The 21,235-nt window shown below is 65.9% G+C and carries 22 protein-coding genes; 8 read left to right on the top strand and 14 right to left on the bottom strand.

The window, feature by feature from the left end:
- Positions 1-6 precede the first annotated feature (6 nt).
- Positions 7-213: a hypothetical protein gene (locus F6X42_RS26630; RefSeq protein WP_187637061.1), complete on the bottom strand. Its 207-nt coding sequence runs from the start codon at positions 211-213 to the stop codon at positions 7-9.
- A 217-nt stretch (positions 214-430) separates the two neighbouring features.
- On the opposite strand from F6X42_RS26630, the gene F6X42_RS26625 reads away from it, so the two are divergent.
- The gene (locus tag F6X42_RS26625; protein WP_187637060.1) at positions 431-826 is read left to right on the top strand and encodes a DUF6232 family protein; all 396 of its coding nucleotides are present in this window, start codon (positions 431-433) and stop codon (positions 824-826) included.
- Between the two features lie 84 nt (positions 827-910).
- Here F6X42_RS26625 and F6X42_RS26620 read toward each other — a convergent pair whose 3' ends face one another.
- The 4 genes from F6X42_RS26620 to F6X42_RS26605 all read right to left on the bottom strand — a co-directional run bounded on the left by F6X42_RS26620 (position 911) and on the right by F6X42_RS26605 (position 6,250).
- Positions 911-3,364 (bottom strand): glycogen/starch/alpha-glucan phosphorylase, encoded by a 2,454-nt coding sequence (locus F6X42_RS26620; protein ID WP_187637059.1) that lies wholly within the window; start codon positions 3,362-3,364, stop codon positions 911-913.
- A 419-nt stretch (positions 3,365-3,783) separates the two neighbouring features.
- Complete coding sequence (gene ltaE, locus F6X42_RS26615; RefSeq protein WP_187637058.1) at positions 3,784-4,791, bottom strand: low-specificity L-threonine aldolase; 1,008 nt, start codon at positions 4,789-4,791, stop codon at positions 3,784-3,786.
- A 188-nt stretch (positions 4,792-4,979) separates the two neighbouring features.
- Positions 4,980-5,774, bottom strand: a complete 795-nt coding sequence (locus F6X42_RS26610) for a peptidoglycan DD-metalloendopeptidase family protein (protein WP_187637057.1) — start codon at positions 5,772-5,774, stop codon at positions 4,980-4,982.
- Positions 5,775-5,938: 164 nt separating this feature from the next.
- A complete protein-coding gene (locus tag F6X42_RS26605) occupies positions 5,939-6,250 on the bottom strand; it encodes a cupin domain-containing protein (protein WP_187637056.1) in 312 nt (103 codons plus the stop codon).
- Between the two features lie 231 nt (positions 6,251-6,481).
- Here F6X42_RS26605 and F6X42_RS26600 point away from each other — a divergent pair, with 231 nt between their 5' ends.
- Entirely contained in the window at positions 6,482-6,802 is a 321-nt protein-coding gene (locus tag F6X42_RS26600; protein WP_187637055.1) for a hypothetical protein, read from the top strand.
- Between the two features lie 153 nt (positions 6,803-6,955).
- On the opposite strand, the gene F6X42_RS26595 is transcribed toward F6X42_RS26600, so the two are convergent.
- The 6 genes from F6X42_RS26595 to F6X42_RS26570 all read right to left on the bottom strand — a co-directional run bounded on the left by F6X42_RS26595 (position 6,956) and on the right by F6X42_RS26570 (position 11,900).
- A complete protein-coding gene (locus F6X42_RS26595) occupies positions 6,956-7,282 on the bottom strand; it encodes a DUF4148 domain-containing protein (RefSeq protein WP_187637054.1) in 327 nt (108 codons plus the stop codon).
- A gap of 191 nt (positions 7,283-7,473) precedes the next feature.
- On the bottom strand, positions 7,474-8,883 hold the full coding sequence (gene gnd, locus F6X42_RS26590; protein WP_187637053.1) for an NADP-dependent phosphogluconate dehydrogenase: 1,410 nt from the start codon (positions 8,881-8,883) through the stop codon (positions 7,474-7,476).
- A gap of 258 nt (positions 8,884-9,141) precedes the next feature.
- Positions 9,142-9,750, bottom strand: a complete 609-nt coding sequence (locus F6X42_RS26585) for a DUF938 domain-containing protein (protein WP_187637052.1) — start codon at positions 9,748-9,750, stop codon at positions 9,142-9,144.
- 111 nt (positions 9,751-9,861) lie between these two features.
- A complete protein-coding gene (locus tag F6X42_RS26580) occupies positions 9,862-10,731 on the bottom strand; it encodes an NAD-dependent protein deacetylase (RefSeq protein WP_187637051.1) in 870 nt (289 codons plus the stop codon).
- 29 nt (positions 10,732-10,760) lie between these two features.
- Positions 10,761-11,036 (bottom strand): oxidoreductase-like domain-containing protein, encoded by a 276-nt coding sequence (locus F6X42_RS26575; protein ID WP_187637050.1) that lies wholly within the window; start codon positions 11,034-11,036, stop codon positions 10,761-10,763.
- 99 nt (positions 11,037-11,135) lie between these two features.
- Positions 11,136-11,900: an SDR family oxidoreductase gene (locus F6X42_RS26570; RefSeq protein ID WP_187637049.1), complete on the bottom strand. Its 765-nt coding sequence runs from the start codon at positions 11,898-11,900 to the stop codon at positions 11,136-11,138.
- A gap of 217 nt (positions 11,901-12,117) precedes the next feature.
- Between F6X42_RS26570 and F6X42_RS26565 the strand changes: the two genes are divergently transcribed.
- A complete protein-coding gene (locus F6X42_RS26565; protein ID WP_187637048.1) occupies positions 12,118-12,951 on the top strand; it encodes a polysaccharide deacetylase family protein in 834 nt (277 codons plus the stop codon).
- 36 nt (positions 12,952-12,987) lie between these two features.
- Here the strand turns inward: F6X42_RS26565 and F6X42_RS26560 are convergent, their stop codons facing one another.
- Entirely contained in the window at positions 12,988-14,400 is a 1,413-nt protein-coding gene (locus F6X42_RS26560) for a DUF2252 domain-containing protein (protein ID WP_187637047.1), read from the bottom strand.
- A 288-nt stretch (positions 14,401-14,688) separates the two neighbouring features.
- Between F6X42_RS26560 and F6X42_RS26555 the strand changes: the two genes are divergently transcribed.
- Both F6X42_RS26555 and F6X42_RS26550 read left to right on the top strand, forming a co-directional pair.
- Entirely contained in the window at positions 14,689-15,372 is a 684-nt protein-coding gene (locus tag F6X42_RS26555) for a Pr6Pr family membrane protein (RefSeq protein WP_187637046.1), read from the top strand.
- A 181-nt stretch (positions 15,373-15,553) separates the two neighbouring features.
- Positions 15,554-15,820 carry a CsbD family protein gene (locus F6X42_RS26550; RefSeq protein ID WP_187637045.1) on the top strand — a complete coding sequence of 89 codons (267 nt, stop codon included), beginning with the start codon at positions 15,554-15,556 and terminating at the stop codon, positions 15,818-15,820.
- Positions 15,821-15,926: 106 nt separating this feature from the next.
- Here the strand turns inward: F6X42_RS26550 and F6X42_RS26545 are convergent, their stop codons facing one another.
- Positions 15,927-16,736, bottom strand: a complete 810-nt coding sequence (locus tag F6X42_RS26545; protein ID WP_187637044.1) for an exodeoxyribonuclease III — start codon at positions 16,734-16,736, stop codon at positions 15,927-15,929.
- A gap of 42 nt (positions 16,737-16,778) precedes the next feature.
- Entirely contained in the window at positions 16,779-17,006 is a 228-nt protein-coding gene (locus F6X42_RS26540) for a hypothetical protein (RefSeq protein WP_187637043.1), read from the bottom strand.
- A 294-nt stretch (positions 17,007-17,300) separates the two neighbouring features.
- Here F6X42_RS26540 and F6X42_RS26535 point away from each other — a divergent pair, with 294 nt between their 5' ends.
- From F6X42_RS26535 to F6X42_RS26525, 3 genes are read left to right on the top strand one after another with little or no spacing between them, the layout of a single operon-like run.
- Positions 17,301-18,020: a 2Fe-2S iron-sulfur cluster-binding protein gene (locus tag F6X42_RS26535; protein ID WP_187637042.1), complete on the top strand. Its 720-nt coding sequence runs from the start codon at positions 17,301-17,303 to the stop codon at positions 18,018-18,020.
- Positions 18,021-18,031: 11 nt separating this feature from the next.
- Positions 18,032-19,000: an FAD binding domain-containing protein gene (locus F6X42_RS26530; protein WP_187637041.1), complete on the top strand. Its 969-nt coding sequence runs from the start codon at positions 18,032-18,034 to the stop codon at positions 18,998-19,000.
- Positions 18,997-21,210, top strand: a complete 2,214-nt coding sequence (locus tag F6X42_RS26525) for a xanthine dehydrogenase family protein molybdopterin-binding subunit (protein ID WP_187637040.1) — start codon at positions 18,997-18,999, stop codon at positions 21,208-21,210. The genes F6X42_RS26530 and F6X42_RS26525 overlap by 4 nt, the downstream gene beginning before the upstream one ends.
- Positions 21,211-21,235: the final 25 nt, after the last annotated feature.

Here is a 21,235-nt window from a genome sequence, read left to right as displayed (position 1 = left end):
AGGAGATCACGTGCACAACCCGTGCCGGTTGGCGCGGACGTGCCCGGCGCCCTGAACGGCGGTTCGGGCGGCCTTATCTTTTGACAGGGAAAGCGGGTATAAGGTGCGAAATTTTTCTGCTGTGTAATGCGTGCCAATGCAGGCGGAGAAGCGCACGCATTGGCATTGCTCAACCGGGCGCTTGCCGATGTTGTCGCCACGCAATAACGTCACTGACCCTCCGCGGTTCTGTCGCAATAAGAGCGTCGGAGCGATCGCCGCCCAATCTTCGTCACATCTTGCGCCGGGGGCTCCCATAACTGATTTTTTTAATCACTGAAGTTTGTGCTCCTTTGCTCCACGGCCCTGAGAAAGGACGAAAAAGTCCGTAACTTCAGGTAATTGATGAACTCTGCTACGCTGCGCCCTTCACAACCCTTGCATTGGAACGATGGAAACCCCTTTCAACGATCGCGGCGTGTCGGTCACGCGCAACGCTCTCTCGTCCGCGGGCCAGGTCTTCCCGCTGCGCGATATCGTCGACGTGCAAGTCGTCACCGTGCAGAAGAACAAGGTCGTGCCGCTCGTGATCTCGGTGGCCGGGTTGATCGGCGCGATCGTCGGCGGCTTGCTGCATTCGGCGGTGGGCATCGTATGCGGGCTGATGCTGATCGTGGTCGGTTGGCTCACGTGGGTGACCCAGGACGTCACACATCGGCTGATGGTCAAGACGGCCGACGGCGAGCGCGAGGCGCTGATGAGCACGGATCGCGAGTTCGTCGAACGCGTCGGCGAGGCCGTGCATCGGGCGAAGGCGGCGAAGGCGGCGGCGGCGCCGAAGGCATGACGCGGTGCGACGAGCAAACATGACAACGCCGCGCGCGACCGATCGGAACCAGCCCCGCACGACCACGTTGGCGGCATCGCGCACTCAGTCGAGACTGAGCGGACTGACGCGCCAGATATTGCGCGCATACTCGCCGATCGTGCGATCCGACGAGAACTGCCCCATGCCCGCGACGTTCTCGATCGCGCTTTCGGCCCACGCGTGCCGGTCGACGAAACGCGCATCCACTTCGTTCTGCGCCTTCGCGAACGCGTCGAAATCGGCGAGCACCATGTAGTGGTCGCCCCAGTCGACCAGCGTGTGAAAGATATCCGAAAAGCGCAGCGGATCGTCCGGCGAAAAGAAGCCCGAGCGAATCTGATCGAGCGCGGTGCGCAATGCTTCGTTCTCCTCGTAAATACGCCGCGGCCGGTAGCCGCTTGCGCGCAGGTCGTCCACCTCGTCGGCAGTGTGGCCGAAGATGAAGATGTTGTCGGGCCCCACCGCGTCGCGGATTTCGATGTTCGCGCCGTCCATCGTGCCGATCGTCAAAGCGCCATTGAGCGCGAGCTTCATGTTGCCGGTGCCCGACGCCTCGGTGCCGGCCATCGAGATCTGCTCCGACAGATCGGCCGCCGGAATGATCAGCTCGGCCACGCTTACGCCGTAGTTCGGCACGAACACGACTTTCAGCCGATCGCCGATCAGCGGATCGTAATTGACCTTCTCGCTGACGTCGCCTATCAGCTTGATGATCGTCTTGGCCATCCGGTACGCGGACGCGGCCTTGCCCGCGAACATCACCACGCGCGGCACCCAGTCGCGCTCCGGATTCGCGCGAATCTCGTTATAGCGCACGATCACGTGCAGCACGTTGAGCAGTTGCCGCTTGTATTCGTGAATGCGCTTGACCTGCAGATCGAACAGCGCATCCGGATCGAAGCGCAGCTTCGTGTGATGCGCGAGCCGGTGCACGAGCCGCAGCTTGCTCTGTCGTTTGGCCTCGCGGAACGCTTCGACGAACTCGTCGTCCTTGCGCAGATTGCGCAGTTGCTCCAGCTCGAACAGATTGCTGCGCCAATGCTTGCCGATGCGAGAATCGATCAGCGACGACAGCGACGGACTCGCCTGCGCGAGCCAGCGGCGTGGCGTGATGCCGTTGGTCACGTTGGTGAAGCGCTCGGGATAGATGCGCGCGAAGTCGGCGAAAATGTCGCGGGTCATCAGCTGCGAATGCAGCTTTGACACGCCGTTCACCTTGTGACTCGCGACGATCGCCAGATACGCCATGCGCACGCGCCGCTGCCCATATTCATCGACGAGCGAAATGCGGCGGATCATCTCGGCGTCGTGGCCCGCGTGCTCGCTGACGTGCTTCAGAAACTGCGCGTTGATTTCGAAGATGATCTCGAGATGCCGCGGCAGCAGGCGTGACAACATTTCGACATCCCAGGTTTCGAGCGCCTCCGGCATCAGCGTGTGATTCGTGTACGAGAAGATCTGCGTCACGTGTTTCCACGCCTTGTCCCACGGCACATGATGCTCGTCGACGAGCAGGCGCATCAGCTCGGGAATCGCGAGCACCGGATGCGTGTCATTCAGATGCACCGCGACCTTCTCCGAGAAGCGTCCGAACGTGCTGTGCGTGCGCTGATAGCGGCGGATCAGATCCTGCATCGTCGCCGATACGAAGAAATATTCCTGGCGCAGTCGCAACTCGCGGCCGGCCGGCGTCGAATCGTCCGGATAGAGCAGCCGCGACACGTTCTCCGACATATTCTTGGTGTCGACCGCGTTGCGGTAGTCGCCACGATTGAATGCGCCGAGGTCGAGTTCCTCGGTCGCGCGCGCGGACCACAGGCGCAGCGTGTTGGTCGCGTCGGTCGCGTAGCCGGGGATCACGGTGTCGTACGCGGTCGCGTTCACATGCTCGGTGTCGATCCATTCGGTCTTGTCGCCGCGCTGCACGGTGCGGCCGCCGAAGTGCACCATGTACTTGATTTCTGGCCGCGGAAATTCCCATGGATTGCCGGCGCGCAGCCAGTAATCGGGCGCCTCGACCTGCTCGCCGTTGACGATTTCCTGACGGAACATGCCGTACTGGTAACGGATGCCATAGCCGAAGCCCGGAATGCCGAGCGTCGCCATCGAGTCGAGAAAGCACGCGGCGAGCCGGCCGAGGCCGCCATTGCCGAGCGCTGCGTCGGGTTCGATATCGATCAGCGCGTCCATGTCGACGCCGAGGCTCGCGAGCGCCTCCTTCATCTGATCGTGGATGCCGAGCGCGAGCAGCGCGTTGGCAAAGGTTCTGCCAATCAGAAACTCCATCGACAGGTAGTAGACCCGCTTCACGTCCTGCTCGTATTGCAGGCGCGTGGTCTTCATCCAGCGCGCGACGAGCCGGTCGCGCACGGCCAGCGCGGCCGCGTGCAGCCAGTCGTGCGGGTGTGCGGTGACGGCGTCCTTGCCGACGCCGTACATCATGCGATTCGAAATTGAGCGCCGTAGCGCGTCGACGGTACTGTTGAGCTGGTCGAATTCCAGATCGACGGCTGTCATCGAAGCCTCCGGGAAGTTCGACATGGCAGACGCGAACCGCACTGGAGACGGACGGGAAGGCGCGTGCCTGTCGGAGCGGTTAAAGAAACAGAGTAGGACATTTTAGGGCTCGCGCACACCAGCGCGCGAGCGGACGATCATGCACGTGCCGTGCCCGGTGTGCTGGTCGGATGCCGGCGGATGCCGCCGCGGCGCGCGCCCGGATCTGGTGCAAAGCCGCGTGGTTGCGGCGCTCGCGGGGTGCATCGGCGGGCGTGAATCGATTTGACGCACATCGATTATTTTTTCGATGCATGACCGGCTGATGAAGCCCCGAATGCATGATGGATTTGGTGGCGGGCGCGCGCCGATCTCGAGGGGTCGGGCGGGATTGACGGTTAGTTGCGCGGGCCGCCCCGCTTACAATCGATGCGTCGCGATCAACGTGCCGAGAAATACCCTTTCACCACGGCAATGAACGTATCGATATCGTCGCGCGACACGTCCTTGTGCGTGACGAAGCGCGACGCATACAGCATTTGCGTCAGGATGCCGCGCTCGTTGAGCCACGCTTCGAGCGGCGCGCAATGCTGCTGCGGAAACTGCGCGAACACCATGTTCGTCGCGACCGACTGCACCTTCACCTGTTCGATCGCCTCCAGGCCCACCGCCAGATGCGCAGCGTTCGCATGGTCGTCGGCGAGACGCTCTACGTTGTGATCGAGCGCGTACAGGCACGCCGCCGCGAGCACGCCCGCCTGGCGCATGCCGCCGCCGAGCACCTTGCGCCAGCGATGCGCGACGTCGATCAGCGCGCGGCTGCCGACCAGCACCGAGCCGACCGGCGCGCCCAGACCCTTCGAAAAGCAGATCGACACCGAATCGAACGGCCCGGCGAGCGCCGCGACCGGCTTGCCTGATGCGACCGCCGCGTTGAACACGCGCGCGCCGTCGAGGTGGGTCGCGAGGCCGCGCTCACGCGCGAGCTGCGTCGCCTCGGCGACGTACTGCGCGGGCAGCACCTTTCCGCCGATCGTGTTTTCCAGCGCGAGCAGCCGCGAGCGCGCGAAGTGATCGTCGATGGGCTTGATCGCGGCGGCGATCCTGTCGAGCGGGATCGAGCCGTCAGCGGCGTTTTCGAGCGGCTGTGGATGAATGCTGCCGAGCACCGCCGCGCCGCCGCCCTCATATTTATAGGTGTGCGCGAGCTGGCCGACGATGTATTCGTCGCCGCGCGCGCAGTGCGCCATCAACGCGGCGAGGTTGCTTTGCGTGCCGCTCGGGAAGAATAGCCCCGCTTCCTTGCCGGTGCGCTCGGCCAGCGTTGCCTGCAGACGCAGGACGGTGGGGTCGTCGCCCCAGACGTCGTCGCCGACTTCGGCCGCCGACATCGCCGCGAGCATCGGCGGAGTCGGACGGGTAACGGTATCGCTGCGCAAATCGATCATTGTGTGTCCCTGTGCGTCCATGGATGACAGCCTACGGCAACCGGCCGCGCGCACTCCGCAAGGAGCGCTCACGCGCCGGCAAACGAGCGTTACAGTGTATTCAATTCAGACGCCGCTGAAAACCGGCTCATCCCCGGGAGGCGCGCCGATCCGGCTGCGCGATGACTCAACGGACGCTAGCGGGACGCTCAGCCGCCGGGCTTCGGCAGCCACTGGAGCGGATCGACCGGCTGGCCGTTCTGGCGCACTTCGAACTGAATCGACGCGACGCCGCGGCTATCGACACCGACCTCGCCGATCGTCTGCCCTTGCGCGACCGCGTCGCCTTCCTTGACGAGCAACTGGCTGTTCTGGCCGTACGCGGTGATCAGCGAATCGTTGTGCTTGATGATGATGAGTGGGCCATAGGCTTCGATGCCGGTGCCCGCGTAAACCACGCGGCCGGTCGCCGCGGCCTTGACCGGATCGCCGGGTTGCCCGCCGATCACGATGCCGTTGGATTTGCCCGGCGAAAACGCGCGCAGGATCGGCCCGCGCAACGGCCACTGGAGCACGACGCCCGGCTGCGGCGCGGCCGCGACGGCCGGCGCACCAGGCACGGCGCCCGGCGGCAGGTTCGCCGTCGAGCCCGGGGCGACCGCGGCCGGCGGTGTGACCACCACGCTGCCCGAGATCATCGGCGGCGACACGCGCAGCACCTGGCCGGGCGCGACCGCCGCGTTGACCGGCAAGCCGTTCCACGCGGCTATTTCCTGCGCGCTGCGTCCATATGCCGAAGCGATGCCGGACAGTGTATCGCCCGGATTCACGCGATAGTAGCCGGCGGGCACCGGGACGGTCGCGAGGCTGGTCGTGCCCGACGGCGCGTTGCTGTAGAACGGCGTGCTTTCCCACGGCATCGTCGTCGTGCAGCCCGCAATCATCACGCCGAGCGCCGCCGCAATCAGCAGGCGCATCCCCGTCGGTTGCCATTGTTGTGTCATCTGATTTTCCTCGACGTGTGTGTCGATCTGATTCAATCGACGCCGTAGCAATTGCCGTGCCGTCACGCTTGCATAAAGTCGCGGCCGTCTCCGGCCGCCTGAATATTATGCGCGACCGCCGCACGGGCGCCGCGCCGGCGCGCGCCGTCAAACTGCGGTGTTCTTCAGACGCTGCCCTGCGTTTCGACGACGAGCACGCGCGCCGCGCCGAGCGGATGCGCGACGTGCTCGGTACCGACCGACGCGTAGAACACGTCACCCGTTTCGAGCACCGTCGAGCGTTCGATGCCGTCTTCGCGATAGCGCATCTCGACGCGCCCGTCGAGCACGGCAAATACCTCCTCGCCGTCGTTCACGTGCCACTTGTACGGCTGGTCGGTCCAATGCAGACGCGTGGTGATGCCGTTCATGTTGGCGATGTCGAGCGCGCCCCAGGCACGCGACGGGGTAAAGCTTCTGCTGCGGATGATCTTCATGGTCGATGAGCAATTGGCAAGCGCGCGAACCACGCGGCCAGCGCCGTCTGCCCACGGGCGGCGGCGCTGGAGCGGCTGGCCCTATTATAGGTCGCGCGGCCCGCGTGACCTCGCAAGCAAGCCGCCGTGGCCGATTGGTCGGGTGATGGCAGGCGATCGGCCATCGCCTATACTCAGTCAAGTCGCGCGGGGCAGCTCAAGACAACGTCGGGATTCTGGGAGGAATCGAAGATGAATAAAGCCACCTTTCTGGCCGTGCAACTCAACGTCGACGATGTGGCGGCGTCTGCGGGCCTCGTCGAACTGCTGAACACGCATCTGGTTTTCGCCGCCGATGTCGCCGAGGCCGCTGATGCGCTCGTGCAACTGGCGAGCATCGCGGGGTTGTCGAGCGGCGTCGAGGCGAGCGTCGAACTGCCCGCGGTGGCGATCGAGCGGCTGCGCGAAGCGCTCGACAACCTGAGCGGCTATGACGAATCGTGGCTGCTCGCGCTGGAGCCTAGCCGTGCGCTGTTCGATGACATCGGCCGGCGGCAGCGAACGCTGCATTGACGCGAACTTGCCGCACAGTGGGACGCACACGACAAAACGCCATCCGATCGAACTGGATGGCGTTTTTTCTTGCCCGCCGCATTCGCGCTATTGCACGACGCGGCGTCCACTGCAGACTACGACTACCCAAGCACCTGCACACTTCTACTGCGATTAGTTGCCGAAGTACACCGAGTTGCGGTCGGCCTTCGCCGGAAGGACAGCGTGGCCCGCTTGCGACGTGCCGACAGCCGGAGCGCCGTAGCCGCTGGTGTTTGCCGCGTTGGCCGTGCCGTGTTGCGCATCGACGCGAGCTTGCGCTGCCTGGATGTTCGCCGGGTAGTTCGCGTAGTCGCTGGTTGGGTTGTAGCCGGCCTTTTCGAGTTGAACCAGTTCAGCGCGAACCTGGGCGCGCGTCACCGGCTGGCTGGCTTGAGCGAACGAAGCGACCGGAACAACGAGGGCGGCGGCGATGGCAACTGCGGAAATCAGAGTCTTCATGATTAACCTCCAAAGGTCTTGTTGTGTGGTGCGCTTTGGGGTATCTGCTTTCCCTCAGCGATTGAAAACAAGTTTAGAGGTGTCACGACCCTAGGGTAAACCCTTAATTCGATGAAACTCTATTGCTCTTGCCGCAATAAACGGCCCGGCGCGCCTACCACCATGGCACGCCGGGCCGTTTGATCAAACGCTCAACTCCACTGTGCGTGGAAGCTGCCCGGCTTGTCGATGCGTTCGAACGTATGCGCGCCGAAGAAGTCGCGCTGCGCCTGCACGAGGTTCGCCGGCAGACGCTCGGAGCGGTAGGCGTCGAAATATGCGATCGCCGACGCGAACGCCGGCACCGGCACACCCGCGTTGACCGCGGCCACCACGACCTCGCGCAGCGCCGCCTGGTAGTTCTTCGCGATGTCGCGGAAGTACGGATCGAGCAGCAGGTTTGCTAGCGCCTTGTCCTTCGAGTAGGCGTCGGTGATTTTCTGCAGGAAGCGCGCGCGGATGATACAGCCCGCGCGGAAGATCTTCGCGATCGTGCCGTAGTCGAGATCCCACTTGTACTCTTCCGATGCAGCGCGCAGTTGCGCGAAGCCCTGCGCGTACGAGATCACCTTGCTGAAGTACAGCGCGCGGCGCACCGATTCGATGAACGCCTCCTTCGCGCCTTCGAGCGGCTTACCCTGCGGTCCTTCGAGCACCTTGCTCGCGGCCACGCGCTGCGTCTTCAGCGACGACAGCACACGCGCGAACACCGCCTCGGTGATCAGCGGCAGCGGCGCGCCGAGGTCGAGCGCGTTCTGGCTGGTCCACTTGCCCGTGCCCTTCTGCGCGGCACGGTCGAGGATCACGTCGACCAGATCCTTGCCGGTTTCGTCGTCCTTCTTGCCGAAGATTCTGGACGTGATTTCGATCAGGTAGCTGTCGAGTTCGCCCTGGTTCCATTCGGTGTACACCTTGCCGAGTTCCTCGTTCGACAAGCCGACGACCTGCTTCAACACCGCGTAGCTTTCGGCGATCAGCTGCATGTCGCCGTACTCGATGCCGTTGTGCACCATCTTCACGAAGTGGCCCGCGCCGTCCGGTCCCATGTACGCGACGCAGGGCTCGCCGTCCGGCGCCTTCGCGGCGATCTCGGTGAGGATCGGCGCGACGAGGTCGTACGCGTCGCGCGGGCCGCCCGGCATGATCGACGGGCCTTTCAGCGCGCCTTCCTCGCCGCCCGACACGCCGGTGCCGATGAAATGCAGACCCGCCTTCGCGAGTTCCTGGTTGCGGCGGATCGTGTCGGTGAAAGGTGTGTTGCCGCCGTCGATCAGGATGTCGCCTTGATCGAGCAGTGGCTTGAGCGAGGCAATGGTCGCGTCGGTCGGCTCGCCGGCCTTGACCATCATCAGAATGCGGCGCGGCTTTTCGAGCGAGTCGACGAATTCTTCCAGCGTGAAAGCCGGCACCAGTTTGCGGTCCGGAAATTCGGCGATGAGTTCGTCGGTTTTCGCACGGCTACGGTTGTACACCGACACCGCGTGGCCGCGGCTCTCGATGTTGAGCGCCAGATTGCGGCCCATGACCGCCAGCCCCACCACGCCGATTGCCTGTTTGCTCATTTGAATTCTCCAGAGTCCAAAAAATGTCGTGCCGCCGCTGCAAAAACACTGGCGCGGCGGCGAGGGTGAAAGGATAAAAGAAATGCGCGCTTGCCGCTCGGTGGCGGGCAAGGACGCCAGCTGCTCGTGCAGTACTCCGGTTGGCCCGCGACGACCGATATTGTGCGCGCGTCGGCGCGCGCGCGGCGGGTTCGCTCCTGGAGCGGGCTGAGGTTTGGCGGAAGGCATGGACGAATGTGCGTCCCGTCGATCTACCCGCTACCCTGCCCGCTTCGTGAATACCAGACTGAAATTGTTCGCGGGCATCGAGACTACCTGTTCGCACGTGAGTCCCGCCGCGTCGCCGAGCGCGACCACCGCTTCCATGTCGCGCACGCCCCATTCCGGATCGCGACTCTTCAACCACTGATCGAACGCTTCGTTGCTCGGCGCCGTATGCGCGCCGCCGCGCCGGTAAGGTCCGTACAGATACAGCACGCCGCCGTCGACGAGCCGCCGCCCGGCGCCGTCGAACAATGCCTGCGCCGCGCTCCACGGCGAAATGTGGATCATGTTGATGCAGACCACTGCGTCGAGCGCATCGACGCCCCAGTCGGGCTGATGCACATCGAGCGCGAGCGGCGCGCGCACGTTCGCGAGCCCCGCGTGCGCGGTCCACGCGGCAATCGAGGCGCGCGCCTCCAGATCCGCATCGCTCGGCTGCCAGTCGAGGCCGGGCAGCGCGCCAGCGAAGCAGATCGCGTGCTCACCGGTGCCGCTCGCGATTTCGAGCACGCGGCCGCTCGCCGGCAGCGCAGCGCGCAGCACGGCGAGGATCGGTTCGCGATTGCGTTCGGCGGATGGCGAATGTTGGCGGGCGTCGGTCATGGTCGGCCTTGCGCTTTCCTGTTGCGTTTCACGTTGGCTTCGAGCTGTTCGATCGTCGTCAGCATGGACGTTCCTGAAATTTCGATGGTGATTCGCGCGGAGTAGTCATTTTCAATCGCCAGCCAGCAGACCGGCGAGCGCGCTCAACGTATCGCCGCACGGCGCGGCCACTTTCAGCGACAGCAGCGGATCGGCGCGCGTGCGGCCGAGGTTGATCGCCGCGATCGGCTTGCCCTGGCGCTGCGCCCACACGCAGAAGCGGTAGCCGGAATACACCATCAGCGACGAGCCGGCCACGAGCACCGCGTCGGCTGCATCGAGCGCAAGCGACGCCGCTTCGACGCGCGGCTTCGGCACGTTCTCGCCGAAAAACACCACCGACGGCTTCAGCAGGCCGCCGCAGTTCGAGCATGCCGGCACGCGAAAGCCGCCGAGATCGTGCCACTCCAGATGCGCGTCGCCATCGGCGGCGGCTTCGGCCGTGACGTCGAGCAGCGCGGGGTTATCGGCCTCGAGCGTCTGCTGGATCGTCGCGCGCGACTGCTGCATGCCGCAGTCGAGACAGCTCACGCCGTCGATACCGCCATGCAGCTCGATGACGTCGCGGCTGCCCGCGCGCTGATGCAGGCCGTCGACGTTCTGCGTGACCAGCGTCGGCACGTGACCGGCCGCTTCGAGCCGCGCGAGCGCGACATGCGCGGCATTGGGCTGCGCGCGCGCGACGAGCGGCCAGCCGACCATGCTGCGCGCCCAGTAGCGCTGACGCATCGCGAGCGCGCCGAGGAATTCCTGCAGCGTGATCGGCGGCGAGCGCTTCCATGCGCCGTTGTCGTCGCGATAGCCGGGAATGCCGGAGTCGGTGCTGATGCCCGCGCCGGTCAGCACGAACAGGCGCGGATGACGCTGTACGAAGCGATGCAGATCGTCGAGCGTGTGCGGGTCGTCCAGGGGTTCGGTCGGCGTGAGCTGAAGGTCGGTCATGACGGGGACGGTGGAAGATCCGGCGCGAATCAGCGGCGGGACCGCGGGTTGCCGCGCGATGGTGCCGCGTGGGACGCATCGGCCTGCGGCTTCGACTTCGCGCCCTGCGTGTCCGGTCGCCGCGCTGGCCGGGCATTCCGCGCCTGCCGCTTGTGCCACGCAGCCAGCGCGAGCTCGTAGCGCTCGAGCGCTTCGTCGTAGAGATCGAATACACACTGCGTGCAGCCGCTATGACAGCAGTCGTCGAGATCGGGCCGCGCGGGCGGCTGCGGCGGCGGATCGTCGCTGGGTGTGGCTCGGGGCACGGCGGGTGGCTTCTGCGTGGAACGACGGCGGAGCGCCCAGTATAAGTTGAACGCGCGCACCCCGCTCCCCGCCGCTCGCCGCGTGGTGCGGCACTTCGCTCAACCGCGCCCGACGAACGGCATCTTGCTCGCCATGATCGTCATGAACTGGACATTCGCCGACAGCGGCAGGTTCGCCATGTGCAGCACCGCGTCGGCGACGTGCTGCACGTCCATCAGCGGCTCGATCGCGATTTCGCCGTTCGCCTGGGGCACACCGCGCGCCATTCGCGCGGCCATCTCGGTCGCCGCGTTGCCGATGTCGATCTGCCCGCACACGATGTCGTATTTGCGCCCGTCGAGCGACACCGCTTTCGTGAGTCCGGTAATCGCGTGTTTGGTCGCCGTGTACGCGGCGCTGTTCGGGCGCGGCGCGTGCGCGGAAATCGAGCCGTTGTTGATGATGCGTCCACCGCGCGGGTTTTGCGTCTTCATCAAGCCGAAGGCCGCGCGCGCGCACAGGAATACGCCGTTCAGATTGGTGTCGACGATCGAGCGCCATTCGTCGATGCTCACTTCGTCCAGATCGACGGGCGAGCCGTTGCGTCCCGCGTTGTTGAACAGCACGTCGAGCCGCCCGAAGCGCGCGCGGATCGTGTCGAACAACGCGGCGACGCTGTCCGCGTCGGTCACGTCGCACGATACCGCAAGCGCGTCGCCGCGCAGCGCCTGGGCTTCCTGCGCGAGTGCATCGAGCGGGGCCTGCCGGCGTCCGGCGAGCACCACGCTATAGCCGTGCTCCGCGAGCGTCAGTGCGCACGCGCGGCCGATGCCGCTGCCTGCGCCCGTTACCAGTGCCACTTTTCCGTTTGCTGTTTCCGACATCACGCATCTCCTGTTGTGCCCGGCACCATACAACAGCGAATCAGCGATCGCAAACCGCGCGACGTCTTTCAGCGCGCTTTCAGCGCGCTTTCAGCGAGTACGTCAGCGCCGAACCCGACACGTCGACGACCGCAACGGTGGTATCGTTCGCGCTGGCGCATCGCGCAAGATTCACAGCCTTCCCGGGACGGAAGAAGGCGTACCGGAAGCACGTTTGATGAATGAATGCCCGAACCCGCTGCGCCGCTGGCCGCGTAGCCGCAACTCCGCACTGCTGAACGGCACGATCGGCTGGCACGTGATCGTGCTGATCGGCCTGGCTGTCGCGCCGGCCGCGTGGCCGTGGTGGCTCGCCGCGATCGTCGCGAACCACGCGCTCTTCACGATCACCGGGCTGTTGCCGCGCACGACGCTGCTCGGACCCAACTGGACCCGCCTGCCCGCGAGCCCGTGCAACGCGGATGCGATCGCGCTTACCATCGACGACGGCCCCGATCCCGTCGTCACGCCGCAAGTGCTCGATCTGCTCGACGCGTTCGACGTGCGCGCGACGTTCTTCTGCATCGGCTCGATAGTCGAGCGTTATCCGCAGCTCGCGCGCGAGATCGTCGCTCGTGGGCATGCGCTCGAAAATCATTCGCAACGGCACGTGCATACGTTTTCGATCACGTTTCCGCGCGCGTTGACGCGCGAGATCGCCGCCGCCCAGCGCACGCTCGAAACCGTCAGCGGCGCGCGGCCGATGTTCTTCCGTGCGCCCGCGGGCCTGCGCAACCTGTTTCTGGAGCCGGTGCTGCGCAAGCTCGATCTGCGTCTCGCGGCCTGGACGCGACGCGGCTACGATACGCGCGAGCGCAACCCTCACGTGGTCGCGCGACGTTTGCTCGATGGCCTCGCCGCGCGCGACATCCTGTTGCTGCACGATGGCAACGCCGCGCTGACCATCGCAGGCCAGCCGCTGATTCTCGCGGTGCTGCCGAGCGTGATCGAAGCGGCGCGCGAGCGGCATCTGCGTTTCGTCACGCTGCGCGAGGCGCGCGTCGACGCGTGACCGCGCACGTGCGGTCACACGACGCACGCATCAGCGCTACATGCGAAAATCCGCCGCGATGTCCTCGTCGGTGCGCGCTTCGAGCTGGCCGCTGCGGCACGCTTTGATGAACACGTCGTAGTCGCGCTCGACCTGATCCGCGTAGGCGCTCGCGTAGCCGTTCAGCGCTTCGGCGAACTGATCGCCGCGGCCGATGTACGAGCTGATCTCGATCGCCTGACCGCTCGCCTTCGCATGCGCGCGTGCCATCATCCAGCCGCATAGCCGCGCATAGCCGTCGAGCAGATCGCTGTCGAACAGCTCGACATTCGCCGACAGCTTCATGTCGCGCAGCTGGCGGAAATAGAAATGCCGCCCGAGCGGCCCGGTCCCCCAACCGAGGAAGATATCGCTTGCGGCCTGCAGCATGCGCTGTCCTTGCACGACGCGCTCGCCCTGATGCTTGACCGCCGGCGACTTGTAGAACTGCGCGATGACCGAGGGCCGCGCCTCCTTCAACTGCAGGAACAGCGGCTTGCCCATGTGATCGACGAGCAGCACGACGAGACAACGCGTGCCGACACTGCCGACGCCGACCACCCTGAACACGACGTCGTGCCTCGTGAAGTGATCGAGCAGCTCGCGCCGGTCGTGCGACATCGTCTTGCGGTACTCGTCCCACACATGCTCGACCATTCTTTCGACATTGCCGGTCCGGTAGGTTTCGGTTTCCTCGGCCGTCAACAGCGTGTTCGCACCGAGCACGTGAAACAGCGCGGGCGGCACGTCGTGGATCGTCCAGCGATTGCCGTCGAACGAGGCCATTTTTTCCAGCAGGCTTTCATGCGTGCGGCTCGCGGCCTTTTCCATGCCGCGCCGCACCGCGCGCCGGCGCTCGGGCGTCAGTGCGACCTCGGTCATGCGGTCGAACGTGATGCGGTCGTACCACAGGTCGAGCGCGCCGAGCTGCGCGTATTGCGCGACGCGATCGCGATACGAGCCGACCACGGTCATCACGAGGCTTTCGGCGGTGCCACGGCTCAGGCGCATCTGACGCGCGGCCACGACGAAGCTCGCGCACAGGCGTTTGAGGTCCCATTCGAACGGACCGATCGAGACTTCGTCGAAGTTGTTCAGGTCGAAGACCAGTTGCCGCTCGGGCGTCGCGAAGCCGCCGAAATTCATTAGATGGCCGTCCCCGCAGATCGGCATGCTGAGGCCTGTGTCATGCACCTTGCTCAGATCGTGCGCCTGCAGAATCGCGCTGCCGCGAAAGAACGCGAACGGCGAGGCCGCCATGCGGCCATAGCGCAGCGGCACCAGATTTTCGACGCGCCCCGCGCTGCTTTGTTTCAGCAGCTCGATCGGGTTGCGGTGCAACTCGCCGAGCGCCCGATGGCTCGAGCGTTTCGAATGCTCGCGCGCGGCGCGGCCGCGCGCTTCCCGTTCGGCAATGGTGCTGGCTTTCATGCTTCTTCTCCGTTTTGCGGTTCTTCAAGCGGCGATGACAGAGACTGCTTCGCGCGCATAGCGTCGTAGGAAATCGGGCGCGCAGTCGCGATCATAGCGGGTCGGTGGCCACGAACGCACGGTCGCCGCGCGGCCCGAGCGTCGTGCAGGGCGACATGCACGGCGAAAAGCCGCCGCAGGCAGACTGCTATCTAGCCCGCTTTCGGCTCCCGTAGTACACCGTAGTATTTTCGCCACCCCGGCTCGCCTGGGCGCGAAAGGCGTGCAGCCGCGCGTAGAATCGAGCGCATGCGCCCTACGCTCGTTCCGCAGCGCGAGCCCGAACTGCCGCTGCATACACCCAGTCTGTCGTCGCTGACGTTGGCGGCGCTGATTGCGCTGATCGCATGGATGGCGATCCTCGGGCAAGCCGACCTGACGATCGATCGCACGCTCGCGCGCGGGCTCACCGTATTCGACGCGCTTGCGCGCATGAGCAGCTACCTGACCAATCTGACGGTGCTCGCCAGCGCGCTCTGCTTCACCTGCATCGCACTGCGGAAGCACCGCTCGCCGCTCGTGCGCTTTCTCCGGCAGCCGACCGTCGTGACCGCGGTGGTCGCGTACATGGTGTTCGTCGGCATTGCGTACAACGTGCTGTTGCGCGGACTGTGGCCGCTGTCGCCCTACCGGCGCCTGCTCAACGAGTCGCTGCACAGTGTGCTGCCCATGCTCGCCGCGCTGTACTGGGTGCTGTTCGTGCCGCGCTTTCATTTGCGGTTGCGCCACGGTCTGCTGTGGCTCGTCTATCCACTCGCCTATCTCGGCATCACGTTCTGGCGCGGCAGCCTGTCGGACTTTTATCCGTATCCGTTCATCGATGTCGACACGCTCGGGCTGCGCCAGGTGCTCGTCAATTCCGCGCTGCTGTTCGGCGGGTTTCTGATGCTGCTGGCCGTGTTCGTCGGCATCAATTTCAGGCGCCGGCGATGATATTCCAGCGCCTTCCGGTCAAGCGAATGCATTGCGCCCCGTCGCCGGGCGCACTTCTTGCACCCCTTTCGTCACTGACGCAGGCCGACGCCGCACCGGCGCGGCTTGCGCAGCGCCCTTGTGCGGGCGCGTTGCAATTGCAGCACGCGCGCACGTAAATATGACAACAGGAGCGAGGCATATGGATACGAATTCAGCGGCAGGCACGGTAAAGGAGGTCGCAGGCAAGGTGCAAAGCGCGGTCGGCGACGCATTGGGCGACACCAGTGAGCAGGTGGCGGGCAAGGCGCGCGAATTGAGCGGCAAAGCACAACAGTTATGCGCGAATGCGACGAGCCTCGTGCGCGACGCGACGGCCGAAAACCCGTTCACGACGCTGGCCGTCGTCGCACTCGCCGGGTTCGTGATGGGCGCGCTGTGGTCGCGCGGCGGTCGCGACTACGACTGATGCAGGCACGGCGCCGGATCGAAGGCGCCGATTCGAAGCGCGAAGCGATCGCGCGAGCAGTCGCATGAGCGGGCGATCGGCCGCAAGCGGATCGCCCGCTGCTTCGCTAGCCACTCTTCCTCTTGCGGTCCGCGCCCATCTGCAGGTCGATCCACGTCGGCGCATGGTCGCTCGCATGCGGTTCGCCACGCACCCAGCGGTCGACGCCCGCATCGCGCAGGCGCGGCGCGAGATCGGCGCTCAGCAGTAGATGATCGATGCGCAGCCCCGAATTCGTGTCCCAATGACGGCGGAAATAATCCCAGAACGTGTACACGCGCTCGTCGCCGAAATGCGTGCGCAGCGCATCGGTCCAGCCTTGCGCGAGTAGCTTGCGATAACGCTCGCGGCTCTCCGGCTGCAGCAGCGCGTCCTTCAACCACGAGCGCGGGTTGTAGATGTCTTCGTCGGTCGGCACGACGTTGAAGTCGCCCGCGATCACGACCGGGTGGCCGCTCTGGTAGAGCTGCGCCGCGTGCGCGATCAGGTGATCGAACCACGCTAGCTTGTAGTCGAACTTGGGGCCGGGCTGCGGATTGCCGTTCGGCAAGTACAGACACACGATCAACAGGCCGCCGACCGCGGCCTCGATGTACCGGCTATGCGTGTCGTCTTCGAAACCGGGCAGACATCGCCGCCGCTCCAGCGGCGCATCGCCTTTGGCGAGAATCGCCACGCCGTTCCATGCGCTCTGGCCTTGCCACACGGCGCCATAACCGGCCTCGCGCAATGCGTCGACTGGAAACGCGCTATCGACCGCCTTCAGTTCCTGCAGGCAGACGACGTCCGGCGCCTCGCGCTCGAGCCATTGCAACAGCGCCGCGAGGCGCGAGCGGATACCGTTGATGTTGAACGTCGCAATGCGCAGTTTCGCCATGATCCCGTCTCCCTGGCGGTTCGGTTCGGTTCGGGTTCGCGCCTATCGCGCCGCGACGTCGCACCACTCGATGGCCCACGAGCGCGCGCAGCAGATCGCATCGGCTTCGTTCGCGAAGCCGTCGATATCACCCGAATCGTGCGACACGAAAGCCTCGAAAGCCTCATTACGCCGCGGCACGCGCGTGATCTTCGCGCGCGCGTAATAGACGCCGTCTTGCGCGTGACGCGCGCGGCAATCGATATGGAAATGCCTGTAGTCGAATTGCATCGGCTCTCCGGTCAAAATGCAACGGTTGGCCATGTTGGCGGCGTTCCAGCCAGCTCCGGGCGCCGCAGCAAACGACGCTAGCAGCGCCCATACCCGCCCCGCTCCGTTCCGGCTTTCATTGCGAATATTAGCGTGCCGTTATTGCGCAGATGGGCTTTGCGCTTGCAGCGAGTTTTTCGTTGTAGCTGCAACGGCATCGAAATTGCTGCGCAGTTGTTCTGTTTCAACGCGATGCGTTGGGCATCGACGCATCGCCAGCCTGCATTGACCTTTCAATGGAGTCAACGGTTCGTCATGACCACGCCCACAGACTGTCAGCATTGCGGGGACGCCCCCGCTTCAGAGTCCACCGCTGAGCCCACTCTCAAGGCTTCACAACCTTCACGGCGCCGCTTCCTGCAATCGGCGGCGGCTGCCGCGACGATCGGTGCGGCGCCGCATCTGCGCGCGCAAACGCAAGCGCCGGCCGCCTCATCCGCGCCGCAAAGCAATCCGGTGGTGCCGCCGCGCCCCGTCACATTGACCGTCAACGGCCGCGCGTACACGCTGCAGCTCGAACCGCGCGTGACGCTGCTCGACGCATTGCGCGAATACGTCGGACTGATGGGCACGAAGAAAGGCTGCGACCGCGGTCAATGCGGTGCCTGCACGGTGCTCGTCGACGGCCGCCGCATCAACTCGTGTCTGACGCTCGCGGTCATGCATGAGGGCGAGAACATCACGACCGTCGAGGGACTCGCGAGCAACGGCGCGTTGAGTCCGATCCAGCGCGCGTTCATCGAACACGATGCGTTCCAGTGCGGCTACTGTACGCCCGGGCAGTTGTGCTCGGCGACCGCCGTGCTCAGCGAATTCCGCGATGGCGCCGCGAGCACCGTGAGCGCCGACGTGCGCGCGCGTCCCGCCGCGCTGACCGACGACGAAATCCGCGAACGCATGAGCGGCAACATCTGCCGCTGCGGCGCATACGCGAACATCGTCGCCGCGGTGCGCGCCGCGCACGACAACGCCTGACGGAGACCGACATGGATGCGATCTCCTACGAACGCGCTGGCGACGTCGCTGGGGCGGTACGCGCCGCGCAACAGCCGGGCGCGGTGTTCATCGGCGGCGGCACGAATCTGCTCGATCTGATGAAGGGCGGCGTCGCGCGGCCGGTGCGACTCATCGATATCACGCACATCGGCGGCCTCGATTCAGTGGCGTCGCTGCCCGGCGGCGGCATCCGCATCGGCGCGCTGGTGCGCGAGCAGTACCCGCTGCTGTCGCAGGCGCTGCTCGCGGGCGCGTCCGCGCAGTTGCGCAATATGGCGACGGTCGGCGGCAATTTGTTGCAACGCACCCGCTGCGGCTATTTCTACGACCCTGCGTTCACGCAGTGCAACAAGCGCATGCCCGGCAGCGGCTGCGCTGCGCTCGACGGCCACAACCGCATGCACGCGATCCTCGGCGCGAGCCCGCAATGCATCGCGGTCAATCCATCGGACATGAGCGTGGCGCTGGCCGCGCTCGATGCGCTGGTACTCGTAAGCGGCCCCAGCGGCGAGCGCACGATCGCGTTCGCCGATTTCCACCGCCTCCCCGGCGACCGGCCCGACGTCGATACCACCTTGGAGCCCGGCGAGCTGATCACGGCCGTCGATCTGCCGCCGCCGCTTTTCAGCGCGCATTCGCACTATCTGAAGGTGCGCGACCGCGCCAGCTATGCGTTCGCGCTGGTATCGGTCGCGGCGGCATTGCAGATGGACGGCGAGCGCGTGCAGAGCGCGCGCATCGCGCTCGGCGGCGTCGCGCACAAACCGTGGCGCGCGAACGCGGCCGAGCAGATGCTGAGCGGCCAGCCGCTCAGCCAGGCCACGCTGAAGAAGGCCGCCGCGGCCGCGTTGAGCGGCGCGCAGCCGCGCCACGACAACGCCTTCAAGGTGCGGCTCGCGCAACGCGCGATCGTGCGTGCGGTCAACCGGGCCGCCGGTTACACGGGAGGTGTCGCATGAATCTGATCGGACAACCGCTCGATCGCGTCGACGGTATGCTGAAAGTGACCGGCGACGCGCGTTATGCAGCCGAATTCCCCAAGGCGCGACTCGCGCATGGGGTGCTCGTGACCAGCACGATCGCGGCCGGCACGATTGCGTCGATCGATGCGAGCCGCGCCGAGGCCGTGCCTGGCGTGCTGCTCGTGATGACGTACCAGAACGCGCCGCGCCTGCCGAATGGCGGCCGGCCCGCGCTCGCGCCGCCGGCCGGCCGGCGTCTGTCGCTTCTGCAGGACAACGAAGTGCACTACAGCAACGAGCCGGTCGCGGTGGTCGTCGCCGATACGCTCGAACATGCGGCCGATGCCGCGCGCCAACTGCGCATTGTCTATCGGCCGGGCGCCGCGGCGCTCGACTTCGCGCAGGCCAAGGCGCACGCGCACGCGCCGGACAAGCCGCAGGGCCGCCAGACCGACACGCAGCGCGGCAGCTTCGAAGACGGCATGCAAAGCGGCGACGTGCATATCGACGCCATCTACACGACGCCGTTCGAGCATCACAACCCGATGGAGCCGCACGCGACGATGGCGCATTGGGATGGCCCGCAACTGACGCTCTACGATTCGACCCAGGGCGTGAGCGGCACCGCGCAGGTGCTCGCGAAGACGTTCGCCATCCCTGTGTCCGACGTGCGCGTGATCTCGCCGCTGATCGGCGGCGGCTTCGGCTGCAAGGGCTCGTCGTGGTCGCACGTGTCGCTGTGCGCGATGGCCGCGCGGCAAACCGGGCGGCCCGTGCGGCTCGCGCTCGAACGGCCGCAGATGTTCGGGCCGGTCGGCGCGCGGCCGCGCACCGAGCAGCACTTCGTGATCGCCGCCCGCCATGACGGCACGCTGACCGCGATGCGCCACGACAGCATCTCGACCACGTCGACGATCGAAGACTGGACCGAGACCTGCTGCATGGTCACGCGCATGCTGTACGCGGTGCCCAACCAGGTGACGACGCATCGGCTCGCGCAGCTCAATGTCGGCACGCCGACCTTCATGCGCGCGCCGGGCGAGACCACCGGCTCGTTCGCGCTCGAATCGGCGATGGACGAACTCGCCGTCGCGCTGAAGATGGACCCGCTCGCGCTGCGCCTGAAGAACTACGCGGACAGCGACCCGCAGGAGCACAAGCCGTGGTCGGGCAAGTCGCTGCGCGAGTGCTATCAGATCGGCGCCGAGAAGTTCGGCTGGTCGCGCCGCCCGCACGCGCCACGTTCGATGCGCGAGGGCAACACGCTGATCGGCATGGGGATGGCGACCGCGACCTATCCGGCCAACCGCAGCGAGGCGTCCGCGCTTGCGCAGATTCTGCCGGACGGCACCGCGGTAGTCGCATCGGGCACGCAGGACATCGGCACCGGCACCTACACGGTGATGACCCAGGTCGCCGCCGATGCGCTCGGCTTCACGCCCGAGCAGATCCACTTCGCGCTCGGCGATTCGTCGCTGCCGCGCGCGCCGGTCTCGGGCGGCTCGCAGTCGGCGGCGAGCGTGACGCCCGCGGTGCGCGACGCGGCGAGCCAGGCGCGCAGCCAGCTGATCGCGCTGGCGCTCGCCGACGCGGCGTCACCCGTGCATGGCCTGCCGCTCGACGACGTCACCGTCGAAAGCGGCTGGGTCGTGAGCCGCTCGCAACCCAACAAACGCGATCCGGCCGCGGCGATCATCGCGCGCTCGGGCGGCAAGCCGATCGAGGCGACCGCGACCGTGAAGCCCGGCGACGAGAAACAGAAGTACTCGTTCCACTCGTTCGGCGCGGTGTTCGTCGAGGTTCATGTGGATGCGGAGCTCGGCACGATCCGCGTGCCGCGCGTGGTCGCGGTGTACGACGTCGGCCGCGTGCTGAACCTGAAGACCGCGCGCAGCCAGATGATGGGCGGCATCGTGTGGGGCATCGGCGCGGCGCTGCAGGAGGAAAGCACGCTCGATGCGCGCTACGGACGCTTCACGAACGCGAACCTCGCCGAGTATCACGTGCCGGTGAACGCCGATATCGGCATGTTCGACATCACGTTCATCGACCGGCCCGATCCGTATATCAACTCGCTCGGCGTGCGCGGTATCGGCGAGATCGGCATCACGGCCGTCGTAGCCGCGATCGCGAACGCGGTGTATCACGCGACCGGCGTGCGGGTGCGCGATCTGCCGATCACGCTGGACAAGGTGGCGCGGACGTGAACGGGCCGGGAGACGGCTCGATTGT

It is taken from the genome of Paraburkholderia podalyriae, assembly GCF_014397785.1.
Lineage (GTDB): Bacteria > Pseudomonadota > Gammaproteobacteria > Burkholderiales > Burkholderiaceae > Paraburkholderia > Paraburkholderia podalyriae.
Note: the sequence above shows the minus strand (reverse complement) of the source record. Positions and strands in the feature narration are given on the sequence as shown.

Excerpts from the sequence above, each read along its gene's own strand:
- F6X42_RS26625 (WP_187637060.1), top strand. The coding sequence starts at position 431 with ATGGAAACCCCTTTCAACGATCGCGGCGTGTCGGTCACGCGCAACGCT.
- F6X42_RS26620 (WP_187637059.1), bottom strand. The coding sequence starts at position 3,364 with ATGACAGCCGTCGATCTGGAATTCGACCAGCTCAACAGTACCGTCGAC.
- ltaE (WP_187637058.1), bottom strand. The coding sequence starts at position 4,791 with ATGATCGATTTGCGCAGCGATACCGTTACCCGTCCGACTCCGCCGATG.
- F6X42_RS26610 (WP_187637057.1), bottom strand. The coding sequence starts at position 5,774 with ATGACACAACAATGGCAACCGACGGGGATGCGCCTGCTGATTGCGGCG.
- F6X42_RS26605 (WP_187637056.1), bottom strand. The coding sequence starts at position 6,250 with ATGAAGATCATCCGCAGCAGAAGCTTTACCCCGTCGCGTGCCTGGGGC.
- F6X42_RS26600 (WP_187637055.1), top strand. The coding sequence starts at position 6,482 with ATGAATAAAGCCACCTTTCTGGCCGTGCAACTCAACGTCGACGATGTG.
- F6X42_RS26595 (WP_187637054.1), bottom strand. The coding sequence starts at position 7,282 with ATGAAGACTCTGATTTCCGCAGTTGCCATCGCCGCCGCCCTCGTTGTT.
- gnd (WP_187637053.1), bottom strand. The coding sequence starts at position 8,883 with ATGAGCAAACAGGCAATCGGCGTGGTGGGGCTGGCGGTCATGGGCCGC.
- F6X42_RS26585 (WP_187637052.1), bottom strand. The coding sequence starts at position 9,750 with ATGACCGACGCCCGCCAACATTCGCCATCCGCCGAACGCAATCGCGAA.
- F6X42_RS26580 (WP_187637051.1), bottom strand. The coding sequence starts at position 10,731 with ATGACCGACCTTCAGCTCACGCCGACCGAACCCCTGGACGACCCGCAC.
- F6X42_RS26570 (WP_187637049.1), bottom strand. The coding sequence starts at position 11,900 with ATGTCGGAAACAGCAAACGGAAAAGTGGCACTGGTAACGGGCGCAGGC.
- F6X42_RS26565 (WP_187637048.1), top strand. The coding sequence starts at position 12,118 with ATGAATGAATGCCCGAACCCGCTGCGCCGCTGGCCGCGTAGCCGCAAC.
- F6X42_RS26560 (WP_187637047.1), bottom strand. The coding sequence starts at position 14,400 with ATGAAAGCCAGCACCATTGCCGAACGGGAAGCGCGCGGCCGCGCCGCG.
- F6X42_RS26555 (WP_187637046.1), top strand. The coding sequence starts at position 14,689 with ATGCGCCCTACGCTCGTTCCGCAGCGCGAGCCCGAACTGCCGCTGCAT.
- F6X42_RS26550 (WP_187637045.1), top strand. The coding sequence starts at position 15,554 with ATGGATACGAATTCAGCGGCAGGCACGGTAAAGGAGGTCGCAGGCAAG.
- F6X42_RS26545 (WP_187637044.1), bottom strand. The coding sequence starts at position 16,736 with ATGGCGAAACTGCGCATTGCGACGTTCAACATCAACGGTATCCGCTCG.
- F6X42_RS26540 (WP_187637043.1), bottom strand. The coding sequence starts at position 17,006 with ATGCAATTCGACTACAGGCATTTCCATATCGATTGCCGCGCGCGTCAC.
- F6X42_RS26535 (WP_187637042.1), top strand. The coding sequence starts at position 17,301 with ATGACCACGCCCACAGACTGTCAGCATTGCGGGGACGCCCCCGCTTCA.
- F6X42_RS26530 (WP_187637041.1), top strand. The coding sequence starts at position 18,032 with ATGGATGCGATCTCCTACGAACGCGCTGGCGACGTCGCTGGGGCGGTA.
- F6X42_RS26525 (WP_187637040.1), top strand. The coding sequence starts at position 18,997 with ATGAATCTGATCGGACAACCGCTCGATCGCGTCGACGGTATGCTGAAA.